This is a genomic window from Sphingobium sp. WR1 (assembly GCF_059693745.1).
The window spans coordinates 369028-392063 of record NZ_JCATID010000002.1 but is presented as its reverse complement, the minus strand read 5'-3'; the positions used below and the strand labels follow the sequence as shown (position 1 = coordinate 392063).

Below are 23036 nucleotides of genomic sequence, written 5' to 3'. Positions count from 1 at the left end.
GATAAGAAGCTATGGAAAACGCCGATTTCTTCATGGGCCTTGCCCAGCAGGCGCTGTGGATCACGGCGCTGGCGGCTGCGCCCGTCCTGATCCCGGCGCTGATCGTCGGCCTCATCATCGGCATGGTGCAGGCGGCGACCTCGATCAACGAACAGACGTTGAGCTTCATTCCCAAGATCATCGTGGTCGGGGGGATGCTGGCGCTGTTCGGCGGATCGATCATGGTGCTGATCGCCGACTTCACGCGCGAGATCTTCGAGCGCATCCCGGACCTGCTGCAATGATAGCACCCGGTTTCGCGGGCGTGGAGACGCAACTCTGGATCTGGCTGATCGCCATGATCCGGCCCGGCGCGGCCTTCATCGCCGCGCCCGTCTTCGGCGCGCCCGCGGTGCCGCTTCAGCTTCGTCTGATCCTAGCCCTCGCGCTCGGCCTCGCCGCGCTCAACAGCGTCACCATCCAGTTGCCGCAGGACGGCGTCGCCAGCTTCGAAGGCGTGATGCTGGTCATGGGCGAGATTTTGGCGGGCCTCGCCATGGGATTCGCGGTGCAGATCGGCTATGCTGCCGCCTTCGTCGCGGGGGAAACGATCGGCAACGCCATGGGCCTCAATTTCGCGGCGATGATCGATCCCTCCTCGGGCCAGTCGACCCAGGTGCTGGGCCAGTTCCTCTCGATCCTCGCCACCTTCCTGCTGCTCGGCATGGACGGGCATCTGCTGCTCGCCAGCTTCGTGGTGCAAAGCTACACCGCCATCCCGCCCGGCGCGGGGATGCTGTCCAACGACACGATCTGGCGTCTTATCGAATTCGGCGGGTCGTTGATGGGCATGGGCGTCACCGTGGCGCTGCCGGTCGCCTTCGCATTGGTGCTGGTGCAGATCGTCATGGGGATGCTCGCCCGCGCGGCCCCTTCGCTCAACCTGTTCGCGGTCGGTATGCCGGTGGCGATGATGGCGGGGCTGATCCTGCTCGCCATCGCCGCGCCGATCATGGCCGAGGGGATGACCGCCGCGCTCAAGGCTGGCCTCGAAGAAGCCCGCTTCATCTCGGAGGGACGCTGAGATGGCGGGCGGCAGCGAGGGCGGCGAAAAGACCGAAAAGCCGACACAGAAGAAATTGCAGGATGCCGCCAAGAAGGGCGACATCCTCCAGTCGCGCGAACTGGGCACGGCGCTGGTGGTCATGGCGGGCATCGGTTGCCTCGCCGTCATCGGCCCTGCGTTGATCGAGGCGCTGCGCGACATGCTGGTGGAGGCGCTGCGCTTCCGGCGCGAGGATATCGTCGATTTCTCCCCGGCCCGGCGCGGGGCGGACCTGTTGATGGGCATCGCCCTGCCGGTCGCGGGCGTCATGCTGGCGACCTTCCTCGCCGCCATCGCCGCGCCCGCCCTGCTCGGGTCGCTCGGCTTCCGTCCCGGCGCCTTCGCGCCCAAGCCGGAAAAGCTCAATCCCCTGTCGGGCATCAAACGCATCTTCGGGATGCAGGGGCTGATCGAATTGCTGAAGTCGATCGCCAAGGTCGGCCTGCTCGGCAGCATCGGCGTCTGGCTGATCTGGGACCGGCTGACCGAGATCACGGGCCTCGGCAAGGCGGGCATCGCGCCGGCCATCGCGGACGTCGGCAATATCTTCATCTTCACCTGCCTGGTGATGGCGGGCGGCCTCTTCCTGATCGCGGGCATCGACGTGCCGGCGCAGATCATGCAGCGCGCCAAGCGGCTGGGCATGACCAAGCAGGAAGTGAAGGACGAACATAAGGAAAGCGAAGGCTCGCCCGAGCTGAAGGGCCATATCCGTCGCCGCCAGTTCGAGGTGCTGAGCGGCTCCACCCGCAAGGCGGTGGCGGAGGCCAGCGTCATCATCACCAACCCGACCCATTTCGCGGTCGCCCTGCGCTACAAGCCGGGGCAGGACGCCGCGCCGGTCGTGGTGGCGAAGGGCTGCGACGCGATCGCCGCCGCGATCCGCGATCTCGCCGACACCAATGGCGTCACCGTCCTCCAATATCCCGAACTGGCGCGTGCGATCTACTTCACCTCGCGCGCCGGGCAAATCGTCAATGAAGGCCTCTACATGGCGGTCGCGACCGTGCTGGCCTTCGTCTTCCGGGTCGAGAACCGCATGGCGGGCGAGATGGACCGGCCCTTCATCACCGTGCCCGATGAGCTGCGTTTCGACGCCGACGGGCGGAAGCTGTAAAGGGCGGTCGCCTTTTTCTTCAGTGTGAGCGAAAAAATTTCTTCTGGTGAATTAAAGTTTAGCCGCACTCGTCCGTAATCTGTTCATGGGGACGCATGAAAATGGTGCGTCATGGACGATTATGTATCTCGAACCGAGCTATCGCCGGTCGACCGGACGGTCGTGCGCGCGCCATCGCCCGCGCCCATCGTGCAGCCGGTGACGGCCAGTCGCGCCAATGACTCCCTGTCCAAGGAACGGCGCAACGCCATGGCCGAGCCGAAGGCGGCAAGCGCCAGTCAGGAACTGGCCAGCGTCGCCGAATATGTCGAGGTCCATGCCCGCATCGCCGAGATATTGGCGGACCTCAGCGCCGGCGCCACCGATGTCGACGGCGCGGCCGGCGCGATCCAGGCGATGATCCCCCGGCCGATGGTGCTTGTGCCCCTGCCGCCCGCCAGCAAGGAAGCGGTGGAACATGCCGCCGTGCTGGCCAGGCGGATCGTCGAGCGGGCCTCCTATGCCCATGTCGCGCAGGCGCATCTGTCGCGCGGGACGGTAGAACAGATCGCCTTCTCCAACGGCTGATTTTGTCGGGATATTCCAAGGCGGAAAATCTTTCCTAAAGGTCTTGCCGCTACCGCCGTCCTAGCATTTGAAAGGACGGCTCAATGGCTTCGGTAGGCAGCAGCATCGTAACGGCGCTCAACGCGGGTTCGGGTATCGATACCGCCGCGCTGGTGTCCAGCCTGGTCAGCGCGACCCGCGAGCCGAAGGAGACGGCGATCACGAGCCGCCAGACGCTCAACGCATCGCGCATTTCCGCTCTGGCTTCGGCCATGAGTTCGCTCGATACTTTCGCCGATGCGCTGACCGAAGTCCTGTCCGGCGCCGAATATACCGGCACCGTTTCCTCCAACGACACCAGCATCGCCAATGTCAGCCTGCTGAGCGGCGGCAGCCCCACGGGTCTGCCTGCCCAGCTGACCGTCGAGCAGCTTGCCACCGCCCGCGTAATCTCGTCCAGCGCCACCAGCGGCGCGACCGGCAGCACGGCCATCGGCACCGGCAGCTTCACCATCACGACCGCGTCGGGCGAAACCAAGACGATCACGATCGATTCCGGTAACAACAGCTATGCCGGTCTCGCCTCCGCCATCAATGCGGCCGACATGGGCGTCACCGCCCGCGTCGTCACCGATGCCAGCGGCACGCGCCTCGTCTTCAAGGGCGAAACCGGCGCGGACAATGATTTCAGCATCAGCGTCGCGGCCGACGACAGCGGCAGCGTGCTCGCCGGCCTGGGCTGGAGCGGCACCGACAGCAGCACGATGAGCAGCAGCTCGGCCCCGCAAAATGCGGAGATCACGCTCGATGGCGTCGCCTATGAATTCGCCAGCAACACGATCGACGAAGCGATCCCCTATATGCGGATCGACCTTGCCAAGGCGTCTCCGGGCACCACCGTCACCCTGTCCATGTCGCAGCCGACGGCGGGGCTTTCGGACCTGCTGAAGGAATTTGTCAGCGCCTACAACACGCTGATGGGCGCGCTCAACACCGCGACGGCCACGGGCGCGGACTCCTCCAGCGCGGGCGTGCTGAACGGCGTGTCGGGCGTGCGCGACATGAAGCGGCAGCTGGCGGCGATCACCTCGACCCAGCTCAGCGCGACTGGCACTTACAAGACGCTTGCCGACATCGGCGTCACCACCAATCGCGATGGCACGCTGACGCTGGATACCGCCCGGCTCGCCACGGCGATGGAGAATGACCCGGAAGGCGTCACCAACATGGTCAATCCCAAGGTGTCGACCACCGCCAATCCGGGCTTGTCCGCGCTGATGGATACGGTGCGCGACAATCTTGAAGAGGATGATGGTCCGCTCAAGACCGCGCAGAAGCGCTACGACGCTCTGGCGGAGGATTTTACCGAACAGCTTGAGAAGCTCGACGATCAGATGACGGATTACGAGGCTCAACTGACAAAGGTCTACGCGGCCATGGAAACGCGCCTCAGCGCGCTCAAGGCGACGCAAAGCTACCTCGAACAGCAGATCGAGGCTTGGAACAACAGCGACAGCTAATCGGGAACGGGCAAGACGATGTTCTACAATCAGGGTTATGCCGGCGCCACGGCGGCGCGGCGTTATGCGGCGGTCCATTCGGGCAGCCGGACCGAAGGCGCCACCCCGCACGGGCTGGTCCGGCTATTGTTCGACGAGCTGCTGCTGGCGATGGACGCCGCCGCGCTGGCCGAACGCAATGGCGACCGGATGAAGGTGTCGGATAAGCAGGCGCGCGCCATGTCCATCCTCTTCGCACTCGAATCGAGCCTGGATTATGACAAGGGCGGCGATGTCGCCGTCGGCCTGGCGCAAATCTACCGCGAGGCGCGCCGCCTGCTGCTGGTGGGAGCCAAGGACCGTTCGGCCGATCCGGTCGACCAGGCCCGCGCCATGATCGCGGAAATCGCCGAAGCCTGGAATCAGATCGGATAAGGCCAGTCGCCGCCGGGTGGCCATGCTGCGGGGTTGCACCCCCTACATGGCCCCTGTATAGGCGGTGCTCGCAAAGGGCGGCCCGGCGGGGGCCGCCTTTTTGCGTTTCGCGCAAGTCCGCGCACCAGATGATGATACATCAGTCCAGAAAGGGAAGGCTCATGTCGATTACGCCGCTCATGCCCGTTTACCCCCGGTGCGATGTGCGTCCGGTGCGAGGCGAGGGCTGCTATCTGATCGGGGAGCGCGGGGAGCGTTATCTCGACTTCGCCAGCGGCATCGCCGTCAACCTGCTCGGTCATGGCCATCCGAAGCTGGTGAAGGCCATCGCCGATCAGGCCGCGACGCTGATGCACATCTCGAACCTCTACGGGTCGCCGCTGGGGGAGCAGTTCGCGCAGAAGCTGGTCGACAATACGTTCGCCGACACCGTCTTCTTCACCAATTCGGGTGCCGAGGCGGTCGAGTGCGCGATCAAGACCGCGCGCCGCTATCATTATGCCAACGGGCAGGCGCACCGGCACAAGATCATCAGCTTCGACAACGCCTTCCACGGCCGCACGCTGGGCACCATTTCGGCGACCAGCCAGCCCAAGATGCGCGACGGGTTCGAGCCTTTGCTGCCCGGTTTCCAGGTCGTGCCCTTCAACGATCTCGATGCGGCGCTGGCGGCGATCGACGACAGCACCGCCGGCTTCCTGCTGGAGCCGGTGCAGGGCGAAGGCGGCGTGACCCCGGCGACGCAGGATTTCCTCAAGGGCCTGCGCAAGGCCTGCGACGATCACGGCCTGCTGCTGATCCTGGACGAGGTCCAGTGCGGCTATGCCCGTACCGGCACCTTCTTCGCCCATGAACAATATGGCGTGACGCCCGATATCATGGCGGTGGCCAAGGGCATCGGCGCAGGTTTCCCGCTCGGCGCCTGCCTCGCCACCGAGGAAGCGGCCAAGGGCATGGTGTTCGGCACCCATGGTTCCACCTATGGCGGCAACCCGCTCGCCATGGCGGTGGGGCTGACCGTTCTGGAAGAGGTGCTGGCCGACGGCTTTCTCGACCATGTGACGGCGATGGGGGCGCGTCTGCGCGCCGCGCTGGAGCAGCTCATCCCCAATCATGACGGCATGTTCGAGGATGTGCGTGGCATGGGGCTGATGCTGGGCATCAAGATGAAGGACGCTTATGACGCGCGCGCCTTCGTCGGCCATCTGCGCGATCATCATGGCCTGCTGGCGGTGTCAGCGGGGCAGAATGTGCTGCGCATCCTGCCGCCCCTCGTCATCGAGGAAAGCCATATCGCCGAATGCATCGAGAAGATTTCCGCCGGCGCGCGGAGCTTCGCCGAAGCCAAGGCGGCCTGAGTCCATTCCTCTCTCTGCCGTTCGGTTCGAGCTTGTCGAGAATAGTTCTCGATACGCCTTCTCGACAAGCTCGAAGGCTACTCGAACCGAACGGTGAGGGAGATGAGGGGGTAGTGACATGACCAAGCATTTCCTGAATCTCACCGACGCGGGCGGCGACGCCATCGCCGCGATGATCGCCGACGCCATCGACCGGAAGGCCGCGCGTCAGGGTAAGCCCAAGGGCTGGACAGACGCCGACGCGCCGCTCGCCGGGCACACGCTGGCGATGATCTTCGAAAAGAACAGCACCCGCACCCGCGTCAGCTTCGACATGGCGATTCGCCAGCTGGGCGGCACGTCGCTGATCCTCGACGGCGCGACCAGCCAGCTCGGCCGCGGCGAAACCGTCGCCGACACGGCCCGCGTCCTCAGCCGCATGGCCGACGCCATCATGATCCGCACCGACGATCATGCCAAGATCGAGGAAATGGCACATTATGCGACCGTCCCGGTCATCAACGGCCTCACCGACCTGTCGCACCCCTGCCAGATCGTCGCGGATCTTCTGACCGTGGTGGAACATGGCCTGGCGCTGCCCGGCAGCCAGTGGGCCTGGCTGGGCGACGGCAACAATGTCCTTCATTCGATCGTCGAGGCCGCCGGCCTGCTGAAGTTCGACGTGCGCATGGGCATTCCGGGCGGCTATGATCCCGACCCGTCCTTCGCCGACGCGGCCCGTGCCGCCGGATCGGCGGTCACCCTGACCCGCGACGCGGCCGAAGCCGTCAGCGGGGCGGACGTGGTCGTCACCGACACCTGGATTTCCATGGGCCAGGCTCATGCCGAGGAAAAGCTGGCGGCGATGATGCCCTATCAGGTGACGCCCGCGCTGATGGCCAGGGCCAAGCCCGACGCGAAATTCCTCCACTGCCTGCCCGCCCATCGCGGCGAGGAAGTGGTGGAAACAGTGATCGACGGCCCGCAGTCGCTGATCTGGGACGAGGCGGAAAACCGCATCCACGCCCAGAAATCGGTGCTGCTCTGGGCGCTTGGCCGGCTCGGTTGAGTTTCCAGGCGGGTTTCCTATTTGTGGTCGGATGACATTTGCCTGGATCGTCATTGCGAGCGCAGCGAAGCAATCCAATGGCGCTCCCATGGATTGCTTCGCTGCGCTCGCAATGACGGGTGGATCATGTGAAATCATCATTCTTTAAACCGTCCCCCCGCATCGCTGGATGCCTATTCACGCCGCCGCATCCCATGCGCCGGCCGACCGGAGCTGTTACGTGACTTCTGCCGCCTCCATCGACCAGGCCATGGGCTTCACCATTCCCGGCCGCCATGCGCGCGGCCGTCTGGTGCGGCTCGGGCCGGTGCTTGACGATGTGCTTGCCGCCCATGCCTATCCGCCGCCGATCGAGCGGGTGCTGGCGTCCGCTCTGGTGCTGGCGGCCCTACTGGGCAGCACATTGAAGCTTGCCGACGGCCAGCTGACGTTGCAGGCGCAGACGGAGAATGGCGTCATCAGCCTGCTCGTCGCCGACTACAGGAACGGCGAACTGCGCGGCTATGCGAAGTTCGACGCCGACCGGCTGGCCGAACTGGGGCCGAATCCGTCTCTCTTCGGCCTGTTCGGCAAGGGCTATCTCGCCATCACCTTCGATCAGGCGGTCACGGGCGAACGCTATCAGGGCATTGTCCCGCTGGAGGGCGAATCGCTGGCCCATGCGGCCGAACATTATTTCTTCCAGTCCGAACAGATTCCCAGCATCATCCGCATCGCCACCCGCCATGATGCGGGTGAGGGCTGCTTTGCCGCTGGCCTGATGCTCCAGCATCTGCCGGAAGGCGAAGTGGGGCGCGAGCGGCTGCATGTCCGCCACGATCATCCCGAATGGGAGCATGTGCAGGCGCTGGCGGTCACGCTCAGGGATGAGGAGCTGACCGACGCCGATCTGCCGCTGACCGACATCGTCTGGCGCCTCTTCCATGAGGAGGAAGAGGTGCGGGTGAGCGAAGCCGCGGCGCTGGTGAAGGGGTGTCGTTGCGACCTCGCCCATATCCGCAGCGTCATCGGTCGCTTCCCGCCGGAGGAGCGTGCGGAAATGGCGGATGATCAGGGCATTATCGGCGTCGATTGCGCCTTCTGTTCGCGCATCTTCCCGCTGGCGGTGGACAGTTTCGCCTGACGCCGCGGCAGATCGTTACGCTAACGATATTTGTAATTGAGGCAGGACGACTGGTTCGCGCTATCAAATTGCCGCATTTATGCGTGATGGATCATGGGATCGCTCGCGGCAGGGCCGCCGCCGGGCGTCCTTTTGGTGGGATCGTACAGGGATCATGAGCAGGGCAGGACTGCGTGTGCTGGGCGCCGCGGTGGCATTGATGGTGACGGGTTGGGCCGGCGCGGTGACGATGCCGCAACTGACGGCGCTGCGCGGGTTGGAAGCGGGCGAATGGGAGTTGCGCGGCCGCGGCGAGGGTGCGCAGACGCGCAAGCTGTGCGTCACCGACCTGCGCCAGCTGCTCCAGCCGCAGCATCCCGGTCCTGCCTGCCGCAGCTTCGTCGTCAATGACAGCGCCCACGCCGCCAGCGTCACCTATGACTGCGCGGCGGCGGGCAATGGCCGCACCGATCTGCGCATCGAAACCTCGCGGCTGGTGCAGATCCGTTCGCAGGGCGTCGCGGATGGCGCCCCCTTTGCGTTCGCGGTGGAAGGGCGCCGCATCGGCGCATGTCCCTAGGCTGATGCTTGCATGACGGCGCGTCGAGGCGTAGCGCGAAGCCATGGTTGCCAATCAAGGAAAATTCGCCGTCGTCCTGCTTTCGGGCGGACTGGATTCAATGGTCGCGGGCGGTCTGGCGCGCGAGGCCGGATATCATGTGCTTGCGCTGTCGATCGACTATAATCAGCGCCACCGGGTCGAACTCAATGCGGCGACCCGCGTCGCCGAAGCGCTGGGCGCGATCCGCCATATCGTGCTGCCGCTCGACCTCACCGCCTTTGGCGGGTCGGCGCTGACCGCCGATATCGCGGTGCCCAAGGGCGGCGTGGGCAAGGACATCCCGATCACCTATGTCCCCGCGCGCAACACCATCTTCCTCTCGCTGACCCTGGGCCTTGCCGAAGTGGCCGGGGCCAGCGACATCTTCATCGGCGTCAACGCGCTCGACTATTCGGGCTATCCCGATTGCCGGCCCGAATTCATCGACGCCTTCCAGAAGATGGCGACGCTCGCCACCAAGGCGGGGGTCGAGGGCCATCCGATCCGCATCAACACGCCGCTCCAATATATGAGCAAGGCGGACATCGCGCGCGAAGCCCATCGCCTCGGCCTCGACGCCGGGATCAGCTGGTCCTGCTATGACCCGACGCCCGATGGCAAGCATTGCGGCCTGTGCGACAGCTGCCGCCTGCGCTCCAAAGGGTTCGAGGAAGCCGGGCTGCCCGATCCCACCATCTATGCCACGAAGCCCTGAAAGGCATAACCGATGAGTTATGCGGTGAAGGAAATGTTCCTGACCCTTCAGGGGGAAGGGGTGCAGGCGGGGCGGCGTGCGGTGTTCCTGCGCTTTGCCGGCTGCAACCTGTGGAGCGGCCGCGAGCAGGACCGGGCGAGCGCCGTCTGCCAATTCTGCGACACCGATTTCGTCGGGACCGATGGCCTTGGCGGCGGTAAGTTCGCCGATGCCGATGCACTGGCCGACGCGGCGCTCGCCTTCTGGGGCGAAGGGGGCGAGGGGCGCTATATCGTGCTGACCGGCGGGGAGCCGATGCTTCAGATCGACGACGCGCTGGTCGACGCGCTCCACGCGCGCGGCTTCACCATCGCGATCGAGAGCAACGGCACCTTGCCCGCCCATCCCGGCATCGACTGGGTCTGCATCAGCCCCAAGGCCGGCAGCGACGTGGTGCAGCGCTCCGGCAATGAACTGAAGCTGGTCTGGCCGCAGCCGGGCGCCGGGCACAGCCTGGCCGACGTCGACGCCATGTCCGGCTGGGCGTTCGAGCATCATCTGGTCCAGCCGCTGGACGATGCCCATGCGGTCGACAATGCCCGCGCCGCGATCGCGCTGGTCATGGACCGCCCGCAATGGCGGCTGACCGTGCAGGCCCATAAATATCTGGGATTGCGGTAGGTGGCGGANGCTGGACGATGCCCATGCGGTCGACAATGCCCGCGCCGCGATCGCGCTGGTCATGGACCGCCCGCAATGGCGGCTGACCGTGCAGGCCCATAAATATCTGGGATTGCGGTAGGTGGCGGAGATGGGTGGGAACATGACATTCCCCTCCCGTAAACGGGAGGGGCAGCGAGACTTATTCGCGGAGCGAATTAGTCGCAGCGGGGTGGGCTATAGCGCCAAGGTCGCGTAGGCCCACCCCCTAACCCCCTTCCGCAAGCGGGAGGGGGAACTATGTCCGCTTCTGGCCGAAACCGGACTATTCGCATTGATCGGATCGGCTCTAGACCCGCCGGAACGGGTAGGGCGCGATCGTCCGTTCATAGCTGTGCAGGTCCAGCGCGCGCGTCACGGGCGGCAGGGCGCGGTCGGGGCAGTCGCGCCGCTCGCACAGGGGGCAGGTCGGGCCGACCGCGACCGCATCATCCTTTTCCGCGTCGATGGCGTCGGCATGGACGATGCGCCCGGCATGTTTCGCCTCGCATCCCAGCGCGATCACGGAGCGCCCCCGGCCGCCGTCCGGTCCCGGCGCCAATGCGATCGCCAGCGTCAGAAAGCGCCGCCCGTCCAGCGTCTCGATCAACTGCGTTTCGACCCGGTCGGGCGAGCGGGCGTCGCACGCGTCCCAGCGCGGGCACAGGCCGCCATAGCGGGCGAAGGGCCAGGCCTCGCCGTCGAACCGCTTCGAAATGATGCCGGCCCGGTCGATCTTCGCCATGAAGAAGGGAATGCCGCGTGCGCCGGTGCGGTTGAGGCTGGTGAGGCGATGCGCGGCCTGCTCGGTCGACACGCCGAAGCGGTCGCGCAGCAGGGCGATGTCATGCCGGCTCTGCTCGGCCGCCTGACGGAAGCGGTCATAGGGCATGACCAGCGCGGCGGCGGCATAGTTGGTGAGCGCCATGGTGGCGAGGCGGCGGCTGTCCTCGTCGGGCGGCGCGGCGCGGGCGACCTGCGCGCCGATCGCCTCGGCCAGCTCCTGCGCGCACAGATGATAGGCGATGGCGAACAGCCGGCCCGACATGGGCAGCCGCTCGCTCAGCATCAGCCGGCGCCGGTGCATGTCATAATGGCGCAGCGTCCCCGCCAGCACCTCGCCGCGCATCACCTGCACGCTCATAGTGTGCCGGTCCTTCAGCCGCGCCCGCAGTTCCGCCTGCACCAGGGCGGGATCGTCGGGCAGTTCGGCGGCGATCGCCTCCGCGCCCGCATCCAGTTCCGCGAAATGATTGCCCGCGCGCGCAATGATTTCGCGCAGCCAGTCGATCGGCGCGACCAGCGGAGTGGGTCCGCCGCGGTCCGCCGCGTCGCCCGGCAGGCGGCGCAAATCGCCCAGCGCGCGGTAGAAGCGGGCGATCGCCTCGCTGACGCCGGGATAATTTTCCGCGACTTCCAATATCTCGTCGCGGGCGATGCCGATGTCGCGGACCAGCGCGTCGGACAGGATTTCGCTCAATTCGCCCGGACCGCCCTCGGCCGGGGTGGCGGTGAAATCGCGAATGTCGATGTCATAGGTGTTGGCAAGGCGCAGCAGCATCTGCGCGGTCAGCGGGCGCTGGTTGCGCTCCAGATGGTTGAGATAGCTGGGCGATACGCCCAGTTCCTCCGCCATCCGGGTCTGGTTGAGGCCCAGTTCGCGCCGCAATACGCGCAGCTTCGGCCCCAGATAGAGTTTGCGGTCGGTCAGCTCTGCCATAAAGTCATAATGTCATAAAATGACAAAATGACCAAATATGATTATGACTTCACGCCACTTATCGGCCTTACGGGGTGTGCCGAGATTGTCTATTTCGGTGTCCATGGCCCGCAAGGGCATGAAGCAAAGGACATAATCATGACCACCGACACGATCGAACAGCCCCAGCCCGCTCGCTCGCGCGCGGTCTTCTCGCAGGAAGATTTCGGCCTGATCCGTACCGCCATCGCCCATTATCTGAAGGAAGTGCAGGACCAGCCGGAATCGGTCAAATATGCCAATCTCTACCACCGGCTCGGCCGGGTTGCGTAATTTGGCTTCAGCCTGGCTGAAGCAGGCGGCACCGGCCCGCACCCCCGCCCGACCTCCCATCCAGGATACGCTGTGGGAGGCCGGGCGGGGGCGCGGGCCGGCGCCGCTTTCCGCGCAAGCGGAAAAGACTCAGAACAGCTTCGTCAGTCCATAGAAGAGGGCGCCGATCGCGGCGGCGGCGGGCAGGGTGACGACCCAGGCGACGATGATGCTCGACGCCACGTTCCAGCGCACCGCCGACAGCCGCCGCGACGCGCCCACGCCGACGATCGCGCCGGTGATGGTGTGGGTGGTTGACACCGGCACGCCCATATGGGTGGCCATGAACAGGGTGATCGCGCCGCCGGTTTCCGCGCAGAATCCCTGCGCCGGGGTCAGGCGGGTGATCTTCGATCCCATGGTGTGGACGATCTTCCAGCCGCCCAGCAACGTGCCGACGCCCATCGCTGCCTGACAACTGATGACCACCCAGAAGGGCACATGGAAGCCGCCGGTCAGCATTCCCTGCGAATAGAGCAGCACGGCGATGATCCCCATCGTCTTCTGCGCGTCATTGCCGCCATGGCCCAGCGAATAGAGCGAGGCGGAGACGAGCTGGAGCTTGCGAAACACCCGGTCCGCGCCCTGCGGCGTGAATTTGCGGAAGATCCAGCTAATCATCAGCACCAGCATCAGCGCCAGGAACAGGCCGATCGCGGGCGACATGACGATTGCCGCGCTGGTCTTGAACACGCCGCTCCACACGACTGCGCCAAGGCCCGCCTTGGCGGTGCCCGCGCCCAGCAGGCCGCCGATCAGCGCATGGCTGGAGGAGGAGGGGATGCCCAGCCCCCAGGTGATGAGGTTCCAGGCGATGGCGCCCATCAGCGCGCCGAAGATGACCTGCGCGTCGATGATATTGGCGTCGACGATGCCCTTGCCCACCGTTTCCGCCACATGCAGGCCGAAGAAGAGGAAGGCGATGAAGTTGAAGAAGGCGGCCCAGGCGACCGCATATTGTGGCTTCAGCACGCGGGTCGACACGATGGTCGCGATCGAGTTGGCGGCGTCGTGCAGGCCGTTCAGGAAATCGAAGGCGAGCGCGACGCCGATCAGCGCGATCAGCAGCGGAAAGGCGATATGGGCTTCCATGGGACTGGCTATCGTCCTGTTGATCCGTTCACCCTGAGCGAAGTCGAAGGGTGGGGCTGAGCCGCAGGCGAAGCCGCTTCGCTCTGCTCAGCCCGAACGGATGGAGAGTTGAACTCAGGCGTGGTCGATGACCAGGCCGGAAATCTCGTTGGCGACGTCCTCGAACCGGTCCGTCACCTTTTCCAGATGGCCGTAGATCTCGTTGCCGACGATGAAGTCCATCGGATTGCCCGCCCGCGCCTGTTCATAGAGCGCCTTGAGCCCCGCCTCATGAAGAATGTCCGCATGGCCCTCCAGCTTCACCAGCCGTTCGGTCAGGTCGTGGAGGCGCGAGGCGTTGAGGTTCAGCGATCGCAGCAGCGGCATGGCTTCGGCGGTGATGCGCGCGCATTCGACGATCAGCGCGCTCATATCCTGCATCTGCGCGGGAAATTCCTCCACCTCGAACAGGGCGATCGCCTTGGCCGTCTGGTTCATCTGGTCGATCGCATCATCCATCACGCCGATCAGCCCGGTAATGGCGCTGCGGTCGAACGGGGTGACGAAGATGCGACGCACATCCTGCAACACTTCGCGGATGATGTCGTCCGCCTCATGCTCCTGATCCGAGATCGTTCGGATATGCCCGGCCATGTCCGGCCCGCCCTTGAGCAGCCTGGCGAGCGCGTCGGCGCCCGTGACCAGGGTGGCGGCATGATCCTCGAATTGCTCGAAGAATCGCCCCTGTTTGGGCATCAGCGCATGAAACCAGCGCAGCATTCCAGTCCTTTCACTTTGCTTTTCGCGGATCGCCAACAGCAATCGGACGAACCAGCCCGGATCGGCGGGCGGTTCGCGGAAAGCGGCGATGATGGATTGCAGGTCGGGCTCGTCGACGGCATCGGCCGCTTCGGCGACGGGGAACCAGCGCAGTTCCCTTTGGCCCTGTTCGGGCCATTGCGTCAGGTGGCCCGTGACCGCAAGCGGAAAGACCTCCACCTCGGCCTCGCGCGATCCCCCCTTGCGCTTGCGCTTGTCATAGCGATAGCGGCCGAGCGGCGCGGGGCAGGCGATGCCATGAATGCCCGCTTCCTCATAGGCCTCCAGTTCGGCGGCGCGGTGGCCGGCCATGCCCTTGATGCGGTTGCCCTTGGGAATCACCCAGCGCCGCGTCTCGCGCGACGTGATCAGCAATATCTGCATCGATCCGTCGGCGGCGGTGGAATAGGGAAGGGCGGCGATCTGGCGCATGGAGCGCATGTAATGAAATTGTCACAATGCGCAATCTTTTCATCGCCGACCTGTCCCGCGGCGGGGCAGCCGCCCGCCTTCCGGCAGATTGCGGTGCCGGCCTTCAAACGAGCGAAGCGCCTCGTTTGAACGCCGGCCCCGTTCCCTTACAGCGAGAAGCGCGCCGTCACCCGGATGTCGCGGCCGGCCAGCGGCGCATAGTCCTTCAGGAAGCTGGCATGACGCCGCGCTTCCACATCGAAGATATTGTTGGCCGACAGCATCAGCGTCGTCCGGTCGTTGCCGGGCAGCGGCTTGAACGAGACGGAGGCGTTGACCATCGTATAGCCGTCGGTCGGCGTTTCGAATTCGGTCACGCGATCCTGGTCGAAAACATGTTCGACCTCGGCGCGGGCGGACAGGCGCTCGCCCTGCGCTTCCAGCCCGCCCAGCATCCGCAGCGGGGGAATGCGCGGCGCGGGGCCATTGCCCTTGATCGTGGCGCGGACATAGTCGGCCAGGCCGTCGACATTGATCTTGTACCCGCCCAGTTGGGCCAGCGTGACCGACGCTTCGGCTTCGAAGCCATAATAGCGCGCGTCAGCCTGGGAGAAGGCGTAGCAGGGGAATTCCAGATCCGCGCCGCCATTGACCGCCTGGCACACGCTGTCGTCGGCGATGCTTTCGTAGATATAGCCGCTGAACCAGTTGTGATAGGCGGCCAGGCTGACGCTATAGCCTTCGCCCGATCCGCGCAGCGTGCCTTCCACGCCCCAGCTCTTTTCCTTGCGGAAATCGGCGTTGCCCAGTTCGAAAGCCTGGGTGCCGGCATGGTTGCCGCGCGCGAACAGTTCTTCGGCGGACGGCGCGCGCTCGCTGCGGGACAGGTTGATGCCGACGCGCCAGCCCGGCACGATCGCCTGGCTGATGCCCAGCGACCCCGAAATGGCGTCGAAACTGCGGCGGCGGCCGTCGAAGAACAAGGTGTCGTCGGCATCGGCCTGAAGGTTGGTATGTTCATAGCGGGCGCCGCCTTCCAGCCGGGTGTCGCCCAGGTCCAGCGATTGCAGCGTGAAGATGCCGATCTGGTCGGTCTGGTTCTTCGGCAAGAATTTCTCCTCGCCATCCACCTCGAACCGGCGGGTGAAGAATTGCGCGCCGAACGCGCCGTCCCATCCGCCGCGCTTGGCCTGGACGAACTCCAGGCGACTTTCCATCGACTGGTTCTTGAACGTGGTGCCGACCTCGCCCGTATCCTCGATTTCCTGATGCTGGTAATCGGCAAAGCCGGCACGCAGGCGAATGCTGTCCAGGAAGCCGCCATGCACGGCAACCTCGCCGCGCAGGTCGACACGGTCCTGCTTCATCCGCAGCCGCACCTGCTCGGCCTCTTCGTCGGGGTCGAGCGAATAGCGGATCGGCACGCCATAGAAATTGTCGGTATGGGCGAAGGAAATGCCCAGATTGCCGCCATCGTCGATATAGGCGGCGCCGCCGGCCACTTCCCACATGCGCCCGGCGCTGTTGGGCAGCTTGCCGCGCAGCGTGGCAAGGTCGCGGATGTCCGCATTGTCGCTCGCGGCCGCTTCCGCGCGCAGGGCGGGCGTCAATATATAGTTGCCGGTGTCGAGATTGCCGGTCTTGGCATAGGTGCCGTCCAGATGGACCACGAACTTGTCGGTCAGCGGCACCTCGATCTCGCCCGCGCCGCTGCGTTCGTTGGCGGCGCTGCCATAGGAGCCGAGCGCGTCGATATGGATCGGCTCGTCCGGCACGCGGCGCGGGATGCGGCTGTCGATCACATTGACCACGCCGCCGATCGCGGACGATCCGTAGAGCAGGGCGGACGGGCCGCGCAGCACCTCGATCCGGTCGGCAGTCAGCGGGTTGATCGCGACGGCATGGTCGACCGATGTATTGGACACGTCGAAACTGCCGATGCCGTCGGTCAGGATGCGCACGCGCTCGCCCTGGAAGCCGCGCAGGATCGGGCGTGAGGCGTTGGGGCCGAAGGATGTGGCCGACACGCCCGGCTGGCGTGCCAGCGTTTCGCCGATGCTGGTGCGCAGTTCGCGGGTCAGCTTCTCGCCGGTCAGGACCGAGGTGCCCGAAAGAATGTCGCCCTGCCGGCGGGGGATCAGCGCGGTGACGACGATGTCGGCCCTGGCATCGTCATGATAGGCCTGGTCGGACGCGGCGGAGTCGGCGGGCGCCTGGGCCAGGGCGGCGGGGGCGAGGCAGAGGGTGGCAAGACACAAGACGGACGGAGCGCAACTGGCGCGGAGCGACGGGAAACGGGACATTGGGGGCTTCATCCTTGGCGTAGGGCAGGAGAGACTGAGACCCAGTATCTAGTATGTTACAATATATCAATACCGATTTGTCGTATATTTGTTGCGTCGCATCATGTCTGACGGATGGGTGTGGCCGATCCGCTACAGGGCGGCATAAACCGCCATTGCCTTGCATGAGTCAGAAGCGCTGCGCGCCGGTTCTCAGAGTCTGTTTGGAAAATGCGCGCAAGAGCGCATTTTCAATGCGGCACCGGCCCACACCCCCACCCGACCACCCAGCTATGGTACCCTGATGGGCGGTCGGGTGGGGGTGTGGGCCGGTGCGGATGCGCCAAAGGCGCATTTCCAAACGGACTCTCAGAGGAACAGAAATTCCGCCAGGGCTTCCACCGCGGGCGTCTCACCCGCCCTGGGGCCGGTCGCCTGGCGTATCTCGATGGAAGGCAGGGGCATGTCGAGCCGCAGGCGGCTGATCCCGTCCATCCGCCCCAGGTCGCGAGCCAGCGCGCCGAAGGCCGGGAACAGCCCGGCGCCCTCGCGCAGGGCGGCCATCACCGCGAACATATCGTCGCTTTCCATCACCACCGGTCCCGGCCGGGCGCGGCCGCGTTCCAGCGCTTCCTCGATGATGGCGCGCGTGGCGTTGCGTCCGTCCATCGCGATCATCGGGCTGATCGTCAGATCCTCGCGCGATACGCTGTCCGCCTGCGCCAGCGGATGCGCCGCACCGGCATAGAAGTTGAGCTGCTCCGACCAGCCATAGCGCGACGGAAAGACGTCGGGCGCGCCCATGGCGTAGAAATAGGCGATGTCCGCGCCGCCTCGCCGCAGCGCCGTGGCGGCGTCTTCCGCCGATTGGACATGCAGGTCGAGCGTGATCGCGATATCCTCGTTCGCCGCTTCGAAGGCCGACAATTTCTCCTGCAACTGGCCGAAGACCGGCGCCGGTGCGGCGAGCAGGATCGTCCGGCGCGGCGGCACCGGTGGCGCGGTCGGCATGGCCGGCGCAGCCGCTTGGGCCGGGGGAGGCGGGACAACGGCTTCGGCCGCTTGGGCCGGCGTTTGCGGAGCGTCGTCGGCCAACAGCGTCATGGCCTGCGCCGTCTTGCGCCCTGCCGGGGTCAGCCGCGCCGTCCCCTCCAGATCCTCGAACAGCCGATAGCCCAGCCGCATTTCCAGCGACGCCATGTCGCGCGCGATCGTTTCGGCCGGAACGCCCAGCATCCCGGCGCAGCGGACGAGGCTGCCGGCCGCAACCATCTGCGCGAAAAGGTCAAGTTGGCGCAGGGAGGGCCGATCCATGACTGCCTGATAGAGGAAATGGGGAAGATGAGTAAGGGTGATCTTGACGAGACCCCCGCGATGATGGCAGGGCGCTCCTCTGCCGGGCGGGTATAGCTCAATGGTAGAGCACTAGCCTTCCAAGCTTGTGATGCGGGTTCGATCCCCGCTACCCGCTCCAGCGTTTTCTCATCCTTCCTTCGCCGGTGGTCCCGAACTGCCCCGCTCGATCAGCGTGAACTGGAACGCCGGCGCGTCGGTCCGGCCGCCAGCCAGCGCCTCGATCACGGTGCGGCCCATATCCTCCAGCGGCTGGCGCACGGTGGTCAGCGGCGGCCAGGAGGTGAGGCTGGCGGTCGTGTCGTCGAAGCCCGTCACCGACAGATCCTCCGGCACGCGCAGCCCGATGCGGTGCGCCAGCGTCAGCACGCCCAGCGCCATCTCGTCATTGGTGGCGAAGACCGCGCTCGGCGGCTGGGGCAGGGCCAGCAGCGCCTCGCCCGCCTCGATGCCCGATGCGAAGTCGAACCGGCCCGGCACGAACAGCGCTTCGTCCGCCGCGATGCCGGCGGCGGCCAGCCCCTCGCGAAACCCCTCGACCCGGCGCAGCGCGGCATGGTGGGTGACGGGCGGGGTGATGACGCCGATGCGGCGATGGCCCAGGCCGATCAGATGGTCGGCCATCATCCGGCCCGCCGCCTGTTCGGGCGTGTGGATGGTGAAGCTCGGCGCTTCCACCGACCCCGCGATCCGGGCGCAGGGCAGGTTCATCTCCGCCAGGCGGGCGAGCAGCCCTTCATCGTCCGACAGCGGCGGCACCAGCAGCACGCCGTCGGGGCGCAGCGCCGCGACCAGCCGCTCCAGCACCTCGAACCGTTCCTCCGCGCCCGGCGAGATCGGCTCGACCACCAGATGATAGCCCAGTTCGCGGCAGCGCCACGCCGCGCCGATCTGGATGCGGCTGACATAGCCGGGGGCGGGGTTGTTGTAGAGGAAGGCGATCATGAAGGATCGTCCCCCCGCCAGACGCCGCGCCGACTGGTTGGGGCGATAGCCGAGCTGGTCGATCGCCGCCTGCACGCGCTCGCGCAGGGCGGAACTGACATTGGGCGCCTTGTTGACGACGCGCGACACCGTCTTGATCGAAACCTTGGCCAGGGCGGCGACGTCGTGGATGCTCGTCATGGATATTAGGCCCCGAACGCTGGGAAAAGGTTGTCATGCCCGGTTTTCGGGCCTCTTGGCAAGATGCGGCCCCCGGCCTTATGCTGTGGTCATGAGCAATGTCATCAATCTGCGCCAGGCCCGCAAGGCGAAGGCGCGTGCCGACAAGGCAGGCCAGGCGGAGGCCAACCGCGCGAAGTTCGGCCGCACCAAGGCGCAGCGCGCGGCCGACGCGGCGGAGGAAAGGAAGCGGACGGCATTGCTGGATGGCGCGCGATTGGAGCAGAATGAACAGAAGACTGGCGAAGACGATCAATAATGATGGTCCGCCGTTCCATCTCTTCTTGTAAATAGTCGGTTCATGTTCGAATGAGCGGATATTAATATTGATCGGGATGGCGTGGACAGCGCTCGATTCATCCCGATTCTGAAGGAAGGGATGAGGTTAATCGTCCGGTCGATGGTTTCTCTTTCGCTATGACTGGATATATTCGCAATATTCGCCCCGCCAGGGCCGCGATCGCCGCTGTTCTGGCCCTGAGTGCAACCCCGCTGCTCGCGCAGACGGTACTGGCGCCACCGATCGCCCCTGCGCCCCCCGAGACGGCAGCGCCGGTGCAGGCGCCCGCTCCGGTCGCCGCCATGCCTGCGCCGGTCTTCAGGGCGAGCGAGCCGGTGGTCCAGGCGACCCCGCCGGTCGAGGAGCGCATCGCCGCCGCGACCGCCGCTGCCGACGCCGAGAAGGCGGCGCAACGGCCCGCCGTCCGCCCCGCCCAGGCGCGCCAGCAACTTGCGCCGCCGCAGCGCGCCGAGCGTTCGACGGAGCGAACCCCGGCGTCGCCGCCGCCACCGATCCCGGCCGCGCCTGTCGCCGCGCCGGAACCCGCCTTGCCCGCGCCTGCGCCGGCAGAAGCCGCCGCGCCGGCCGAGACGCCGGCCCAGCCGGCGCGCACCGATGACGCCCTGCTTTGGGCCATGGGCGGCGGCGGCCTGCTGCTGCTGGGTCTGGGCGCGGCCGCGCTGATGCGTCGCCGTCGGAGTGAGGAGGATTATGCCGAGGTCGCCGCAGTCGAGGCGTCGATGATCCCGGCCGCCGCGATGACGCCAGCGCCCGCACCGGCTCGCCCGGCTGCCGACCCGGCTCTCCGTCCCGAACGCGCTCCGGCTGCCGTCGCGACGACCGAGGACGCGGCGCTCGAAGCGATGGTGGCCGCGCCCCCCAGCACCGACAATCCCTTCACTACGCGGGCAAAGCGCCTGCGCCGCGCCAAATATCTGCTGGCCCAGCAGGACGCGGCCATGCCGCCTCACACCCCGCCGCAGACCGTCCATGCCGAACCGGCGCCTGCGCCCCTGTCGGCGACGGAGGGTGGCCAGACCGTTTACCGCTTCGGTTCGGACCGCCAGCGCCAAAGCTTCAGGCTGCCGCGCACCAGCTGATCCGATCATCGGCATGACGAAAGCCGGGCGTCCCGACGCCCGGCTTTCGTCATGTCCGGTTGCGCTTTGGCGGCTTGCCTGATACCGGGCGCGCGCATCATTTCCGCGTTCTTCCAGCCCGAAAAGAGTCGCCTGCCATGTCTGACCAGATCAACCGCATCGTCCTCGCCTTTTCCGGTGGTCTCGACACCAGCGTGATCCTGAAATGGCTCCAGCAGACCTACCAGTGCGAAGTCGTGACCTTCACCGCCGACCTGGGGCAGGGCGAGGAGCTGGAACCCGCGCGCGCCAAGGCCCGGCTGATGGGCGTCAAGGAAGAGCATATCTTCATCGACGACCTGCGCGAGGAATTCGTGAAGGATTATGTCTTCCCGATGATGCGCTCCAACGCGCTCTATGAAGGCCTCTATCTGCTCGGCACCTCGATCGCCCGGCCGCTGATCGCCAAGCGTCAGATCGAGATCGCGAAAATGGTCGGCGCAGACGCGGTGTCGCATGGCGCGACCGGCAAGGGCAATGATCAGGTCCGCTTCGAGCTGGGCTATTACGGCCTCGCCCCCGATATCAAGGTGATCGCGCCGTGGCGCGAATGGGACCTCACCAGCCGCACGAAGCTGATCGAGTTCGCCGAGAAGCACCAGATCCCGATCCCGCGCGACAAGCGCGGCGAAAGCCCCTTCTCGACCGATGCGAACATGCTGCATACCTCGTCCGAGGGCAAGGTGCTGGAAGATCCGTGGGAAGAAACCCCGGACTATGTCTATTCGCGCACGGTGAACCCGGAAGACGCACCCGACGCGCCCGAATATATCACCATCGATTTCGAGCGTGGCGACGGCGTGGCGATCAATGGCGTCGGCATGTCGCCCGCGACTTTGCTGGAAACGCTGAACGACTATGGCCGCAAACATGGCATCGGCCGTCTCGATCTGGTCGAAAACCGCTTCGTCGGCATGAAGTCGCGCGGCATGTATGAGACGCCGGGCGGCACCATCTATCATCTCGCCCATCGCGGCATCGAGCAGCTGACGCTGGATCGCGGCGCCGCCCACCTCAAGGACGAGCTGGCGCCCAAATATGCGGAGCTGATCTACAACGGCTTCTGGTTCTCGCCCGAGCGCGAGATGCTTCAGGCCGCGATCGACTACAGCCAGGAGAAGGTGACGGGCACCGTCCGCCTCAAGCTCTACAAGGGTGGTGTTTACGTGGTCGGCCGCAAGTCGCCCAACAGCCTCTACAGCGAGAAGGTCGTGACCTTCGAGGATGATGCCGGCGCCTACGACCAGCGCGACGCGGCGGGCTTCATCAAGCTCAATGCCCTGCGACTTCGCTTGCTGGGACGGCGCGATAGTTAAAATTCTAGCCGTCGTTCCCGCGCAGGCGGGGATGACGATGAATGGAAGGCGCCGCCCGTTACAGTTTGCGACAAACAAGCGGGCGGCGTGACAAAGTTGCGGGACAAATCTTCCTCATAAGCGTCTTCAAGAGCGGCGGATTGGCCGTTCAGGAAGACACAGGAAGGAAGTTGGACATGCTTCGCAAATTTTTCACCACGGTCGCGGTCGGATCGTTGTTCGTCGGGGGCCTTGCGGCGACCCATCTCGCCTATGCCCAGCCCGATGCCGAAGGCGGCGCCGGACGCGGCCCGCGCGGCGGCATGATGGCACAGGCCGACACCAACAAGGACGGCAAGATCAGCAAGGCGGAAATGACCGCAGCGCTGGACGCTCGCTTCGCGAAGATGGACGTGGATGGTGACGGCCAACTGACGCAGAAGGATCGCGACCTCAAGCGCCAGCAGCGCATGGATGAACGCTTCGCCGCGCTCGACACCGACAAGAATGGCGAGGTCAGCAAGGCCGAATATGACGCCGGCCGTCAGGCCCGCGCCGAAAAGCGCGCCGAAGGCCGTGCCGAAGCCGGCAAGCCAGAAGGGCGCGGCCGGGGTCGTGGTTGGGATGGGGGCCATCATCGCGGTCCCGGCCGTGGCATGATGCGCGGTGGCATGGGCCTGGGCGACGCAAACAAGGATGGCGCCGTCACCAAGGCGGAATTCACGGCGGGCGCGCTCGCCATGTTCGACAAGGCGGACACGAACAAGGACGGTTTCGTCACCGCCGACGAGATGAAGGCGGCCCGCCCGCAGATGCGTGGCCCGATGGGTGGTCGCGGCCCCGCCCAGGACGGCCCGCCGCCCCCGCCGGCCGACTGAACAGCCTTGCGGGCGGCATGACGGTGCGGGGTTTCCCTCCCCCTGGCCCCGCGACCGGCCGCCCGACCGGGAAGGGCGAAGGCTTGCCCC

23 protein-coding genes and 1 tRNA gene are annotated in these 23036 nt (G+C 65.9%); 18 read left to right on the top strand and 6 right to left on the bottom strand.

The features are described 5' to 3' along the window. Nucleotides 1-11 precede the first annotated feature (11 nt). From fliQ to queE, 12 genes are all read left to right on the top strand, one after another. Nucleotides 12-284 (top strand): flagellar biosynthesis protein FliQ, encoded by a 273-nt coding sequence (gene fliQ, locus AC58EF_RS04445; protein ID WP_179044145.1) that lies wholly within the window; start codon nucleotides 12-14, stop codon nucleotides 282-284. Continuing rightward, a complete protein-coding gene (gene fliR, locus AC58EF_RS04440) occupies nucleotides 281-1063 on the top strand; it encodes a flagellar biosynthetic protein FliR (protein WP_497274836.1) in 783 nt (260 codons plus the stop codon). The genes fliQ and fliR overlap by 4 nt, the downstream gene beginning before the upstream one ends. Nucleotide 1064: 1 nt before the next feature. After that, a complete protein-coding gene (gene flhB, locus AC58EF_RS04435; RefSeq protein ID WP_497274834.1) occupies nucleotides 1065-2201 on the top strand; it encodes a flagellar type III secretion system protein FlhB in 1137 nt (378 codons plus the stop codon). Nucleotides 2202-2312: 111 nt separating this feature from the next. Beyond that, entirely contained in the window at nucleotides 2313-2768 is a 456-nt protein-coding gene (locus tag AC58EF_RS04430) for a hypothetical protein (RefSeq protein ID WP_497274832.1), read from the top strand. 83 nt (nucleotides 2769-2851) lie between these two features. Then, nucleotides 2852-4267 (top strand): flagellar filament capping protein FliD, encoded by a 1416-nt coding sequence (gene fliD, locus AC58EF_RS04425; protein WP_497274830.1) that lies wholly within the window; start codon nucleotides 2852-2854, stop codon nucleotides 4265-4267. 18 nt (nucleotides 4268-4285) lie between these two features. After that, a complete protein-coding gene (locus AC58EF_RS04420; protein ID WP_497274828.1) occupies nucleotides 4286-4681 on the top strand; it encodes a flagellar export chaperone FliS in 396 nt (131 codons plus the stop codon). A gap of 161 nt (nucleotides 4682-4842) precedes the next feature. Beyond that, complete coding sequence (locus tag AC58EF_RS04415) at nucleotides 4843-6039, top strand: aspartate aminotransferase family protein (RefSeq protein ID WP_497274827.1); 1197 nt, start codon at nucleotides 4843-4845, stop codon at nucleotides 6037-6039. Nucleotides 6040-6157: 118 nt separating this feature from the next. Further along, nucleotides 6158-7087, top strand: a complete 930-nt coding sequence (gene argF, locus AC58EF_RS04410; RefSeq protein WP_497274825.1) for an ornithine carbamoyltransferase — start codon at nucleotides 6158-6160, stop codon at nucleotides 7085-7087. Between the two features lie 250 nt (nucleotides 7088-7337). Next, entirely contained in the window at nucleotides 7338-8210 is an 873-nt protein-coding gene (hslO, locus tag AC58EF_RS04405) for an Hsp33 family molecular chaperone HslO (protein ID WP_497274983.1), read from the top strand. Nucleotides 8211-8364: 154 nt separating this feature from the next. Next, complete coding sequence (locus AC58EF_RS04400) at nucleotides 8365-8769, top strand: DUF3617 domain-containing protein (RefSeq protein WP_497274823.1); 405 nt, start codon at nucleotides 8365-8367, stop codon at nucleotides 8767-8769. A 43-nt stretch (nucleotides 8770-8812) separates the two neighbouring features. After that, complete coding sequence (gene queC / locus AC58EF_RS04395; RefSeq protein WP_497274821.1) at nucleotides 8813-9505, top strand: 7-cyano-7-deazaguanine synthase QueC; 693 nt, start codon at nucleotides 8813-8815, stop codon at nucleotides 9503-9505. Nucleotides 9506-9517: 12 nt separating this feature from the next. Continuing rightward, the gene (gene queE / locus AC58EF_RS04390; RefSeq protein ID WP_497274820.1) at nucleotides 9518-10165 is read left to right on the top strand and encodes a 7-carboxy-7-deazaguanine synthase; all 648 of its coding nucleotides are present in this window, start codon (nucleotides 9518-9520) and stop codon (nucleotides 10163-10165) included. Between the two features lie 328 nt (nucleotides 10166-10493). Here the strand turns inward: queE and AC58EF_RS04385 are convergent, their stop codons facing one another. Next, on the bottom strand, nucleotides 10494-11903 hold the full coding sequence (locus AC58EF_RS04385) for a helix-turn-helix domain-containing protein (protein ID WP_497274818.1): 1410 nt from the start codon (nucleotides 11901-11903) through the stop codon (nucleotides 10494-10496). A 27-nt stretch (nucleotides 11904-11930) separates the two neighbouring features. On the opposite strand from AC58EF_RS04385, the gene AC58EF_RS04380 reads away from it, so the two are divergent. Next, nucleotides 11931-12215 (top strand): hypothetical protein, encoded by a 285-nt coding sequence (locus AC58EF_RS04380; RefSeq protein WP_497274990.1) that lies wholly within the window; start codon nucleotides 11931-11933, stop codon nucleotides 12213-12215. Nucleotides 12216-12344: 129 nt separating this feature from the next. On the opposite strand, the gene AC58EF_RS04375 is transcribed toward AC58EF_RS04380, so the two are convergent. The 4 genes from AC58EF_RS04375 to AC58EF_RS04360 all read right to left on the bottom strand — a co-directional run bounded on the left by AC58EF_RS04375 (nucleotide 12345) and on the right by AC58EF_RS04360 (nucleotide 18151). Beyond that, nucleotides 12345-13346, bottom strand: a complete 1002-nt coding sequence (locus AC58EF_RS04375) for an inorganic phosphate transporter (RefSeq protein WP_497274816.1) — start codon at nucleotides 13344-13346, stop codon at nucleotides 12345-12347. A gap of 114 nt (nucleotides 13347-13460) precedes the next feature. Then, a complete protein-coding gene (locus tag AC58EF_RS04370) occupies nucleotides 13461-14576 on the bottom strand; it encodes a DUF47 family protein (protein ID WP_497274982.1) in 1116 nt (371 codons plus the stop codon). A gap of 146 nt (nucleotides 14577-14722) precedes the next feature. Further along, nucleotides 14723-16858 carry a TonB-dependent receptor gene (locus tag AC58EF_RS04365; protein ID WP_497274815.1) on the bottom strand — a complete coding sequence of 712 codons (2136 nt, stop codon included), beginning with the start codon at nucleotides 16856-16858 and terminating at the stop codon, nucleotides 14723-14725. A gap of 348 nt (nucleotides 16859-17206) precedes the next feature. Continuing rightward, complete coding sequence (locus tag AC58EF_RS04360; protein WP_497274813.1) at nucleotides 17207-18151, bottom strand: LysR family transcriptional regulator; 945 nt, start codon at nucleotides 18149-18151, stop codon at nucleotides 17207-17209. A gap of 86 nt (nucleotides 18152-18237) precedes the next feature. On the opposite strand from AC58EF_RS04360, the gene AC58EF_RS04355 reads away from it, so the two are divergent. After that, nucleotides 18238-18311: transfer RNA gene (locus AC58EF_RS04355), tRNA-Gly, on the top strand. Between the two features lie 8 nt (nucleotides 18312-18319). Here AC58EF_RS04355 and AC58EF_RS04350 read toward each other — a convergent pair. After that, nucleotides 18320-19315 carry a LacI family DNA-binding transcriptional regulator gene (locus AC58EF_RS04350; RefSeq protein ID WP_497274812.1) on the bottom strand — a complete coding sequence of 332 codons (996 nt, stop codon included), beginning with the start codon at nucleotides 19313-19315 and terminating at the stop codon, nucleotides 18320-18322. Between the two features lie 91 nt (nucleotides 19316-19406). Between AC58EF_RS04350 and AC58EF_RS04345 the strand changes: the two genes are divergently transcribed. From AC58EF_RS04345 to AC58EF_RS04330, 4 genes are all read left to right on the top strand, one after another. Next, nucleotides 19407-19613: a DUF4169 family protein gene (locus AC58EF_RS04345; protein ID WP_497274810.1), complete on the top strand. Its 207-nt coding sequence runs from the start codon at nucleotides 19407-19409 to the stop codon at nucleotides 19611-19613. Between the two features lie 158 nt (nucleotides 19614-19771). After that, on the top strand, nucleotides 19772-20734 hold the full coding sequence (locus AC58EF_RS04340) for a hypothetical protein (RefSeq protein ID WP_497274809.1): 963 nt from the start codon (nucleotides 19772-19774) through the stop codon (nucleotides 20732-20734). A 137-nt stretch (nucleotides 20735-20871) separates the two neighbouring features. Then, nucleotides 20872-22089, top strand: a complete 1218-nt coding sequence (locus tag AC58EF_RS04335) for an argininosuccinate synthase (protein WP_497274807.1) — start codon at nucleotides 20872-20874, stop codon at nucleotides 22087-22089. Nucleotides 22090-22265: 176 nt separating this feature from the next. Then, nucleotides 22266-22946: an EF-hand domain-containing protein gene (locus AC58EF_RS04330; RefSeq protein ID WP_497274805.1), complete on the top strand. Its 681-nt coding sequence runs from the start codon at nucleotides 22266-22268 to the stop codon at nucleotides 22944-22946. Nucleotides 22947-23036: the final 90 nt, after the last annotated feature.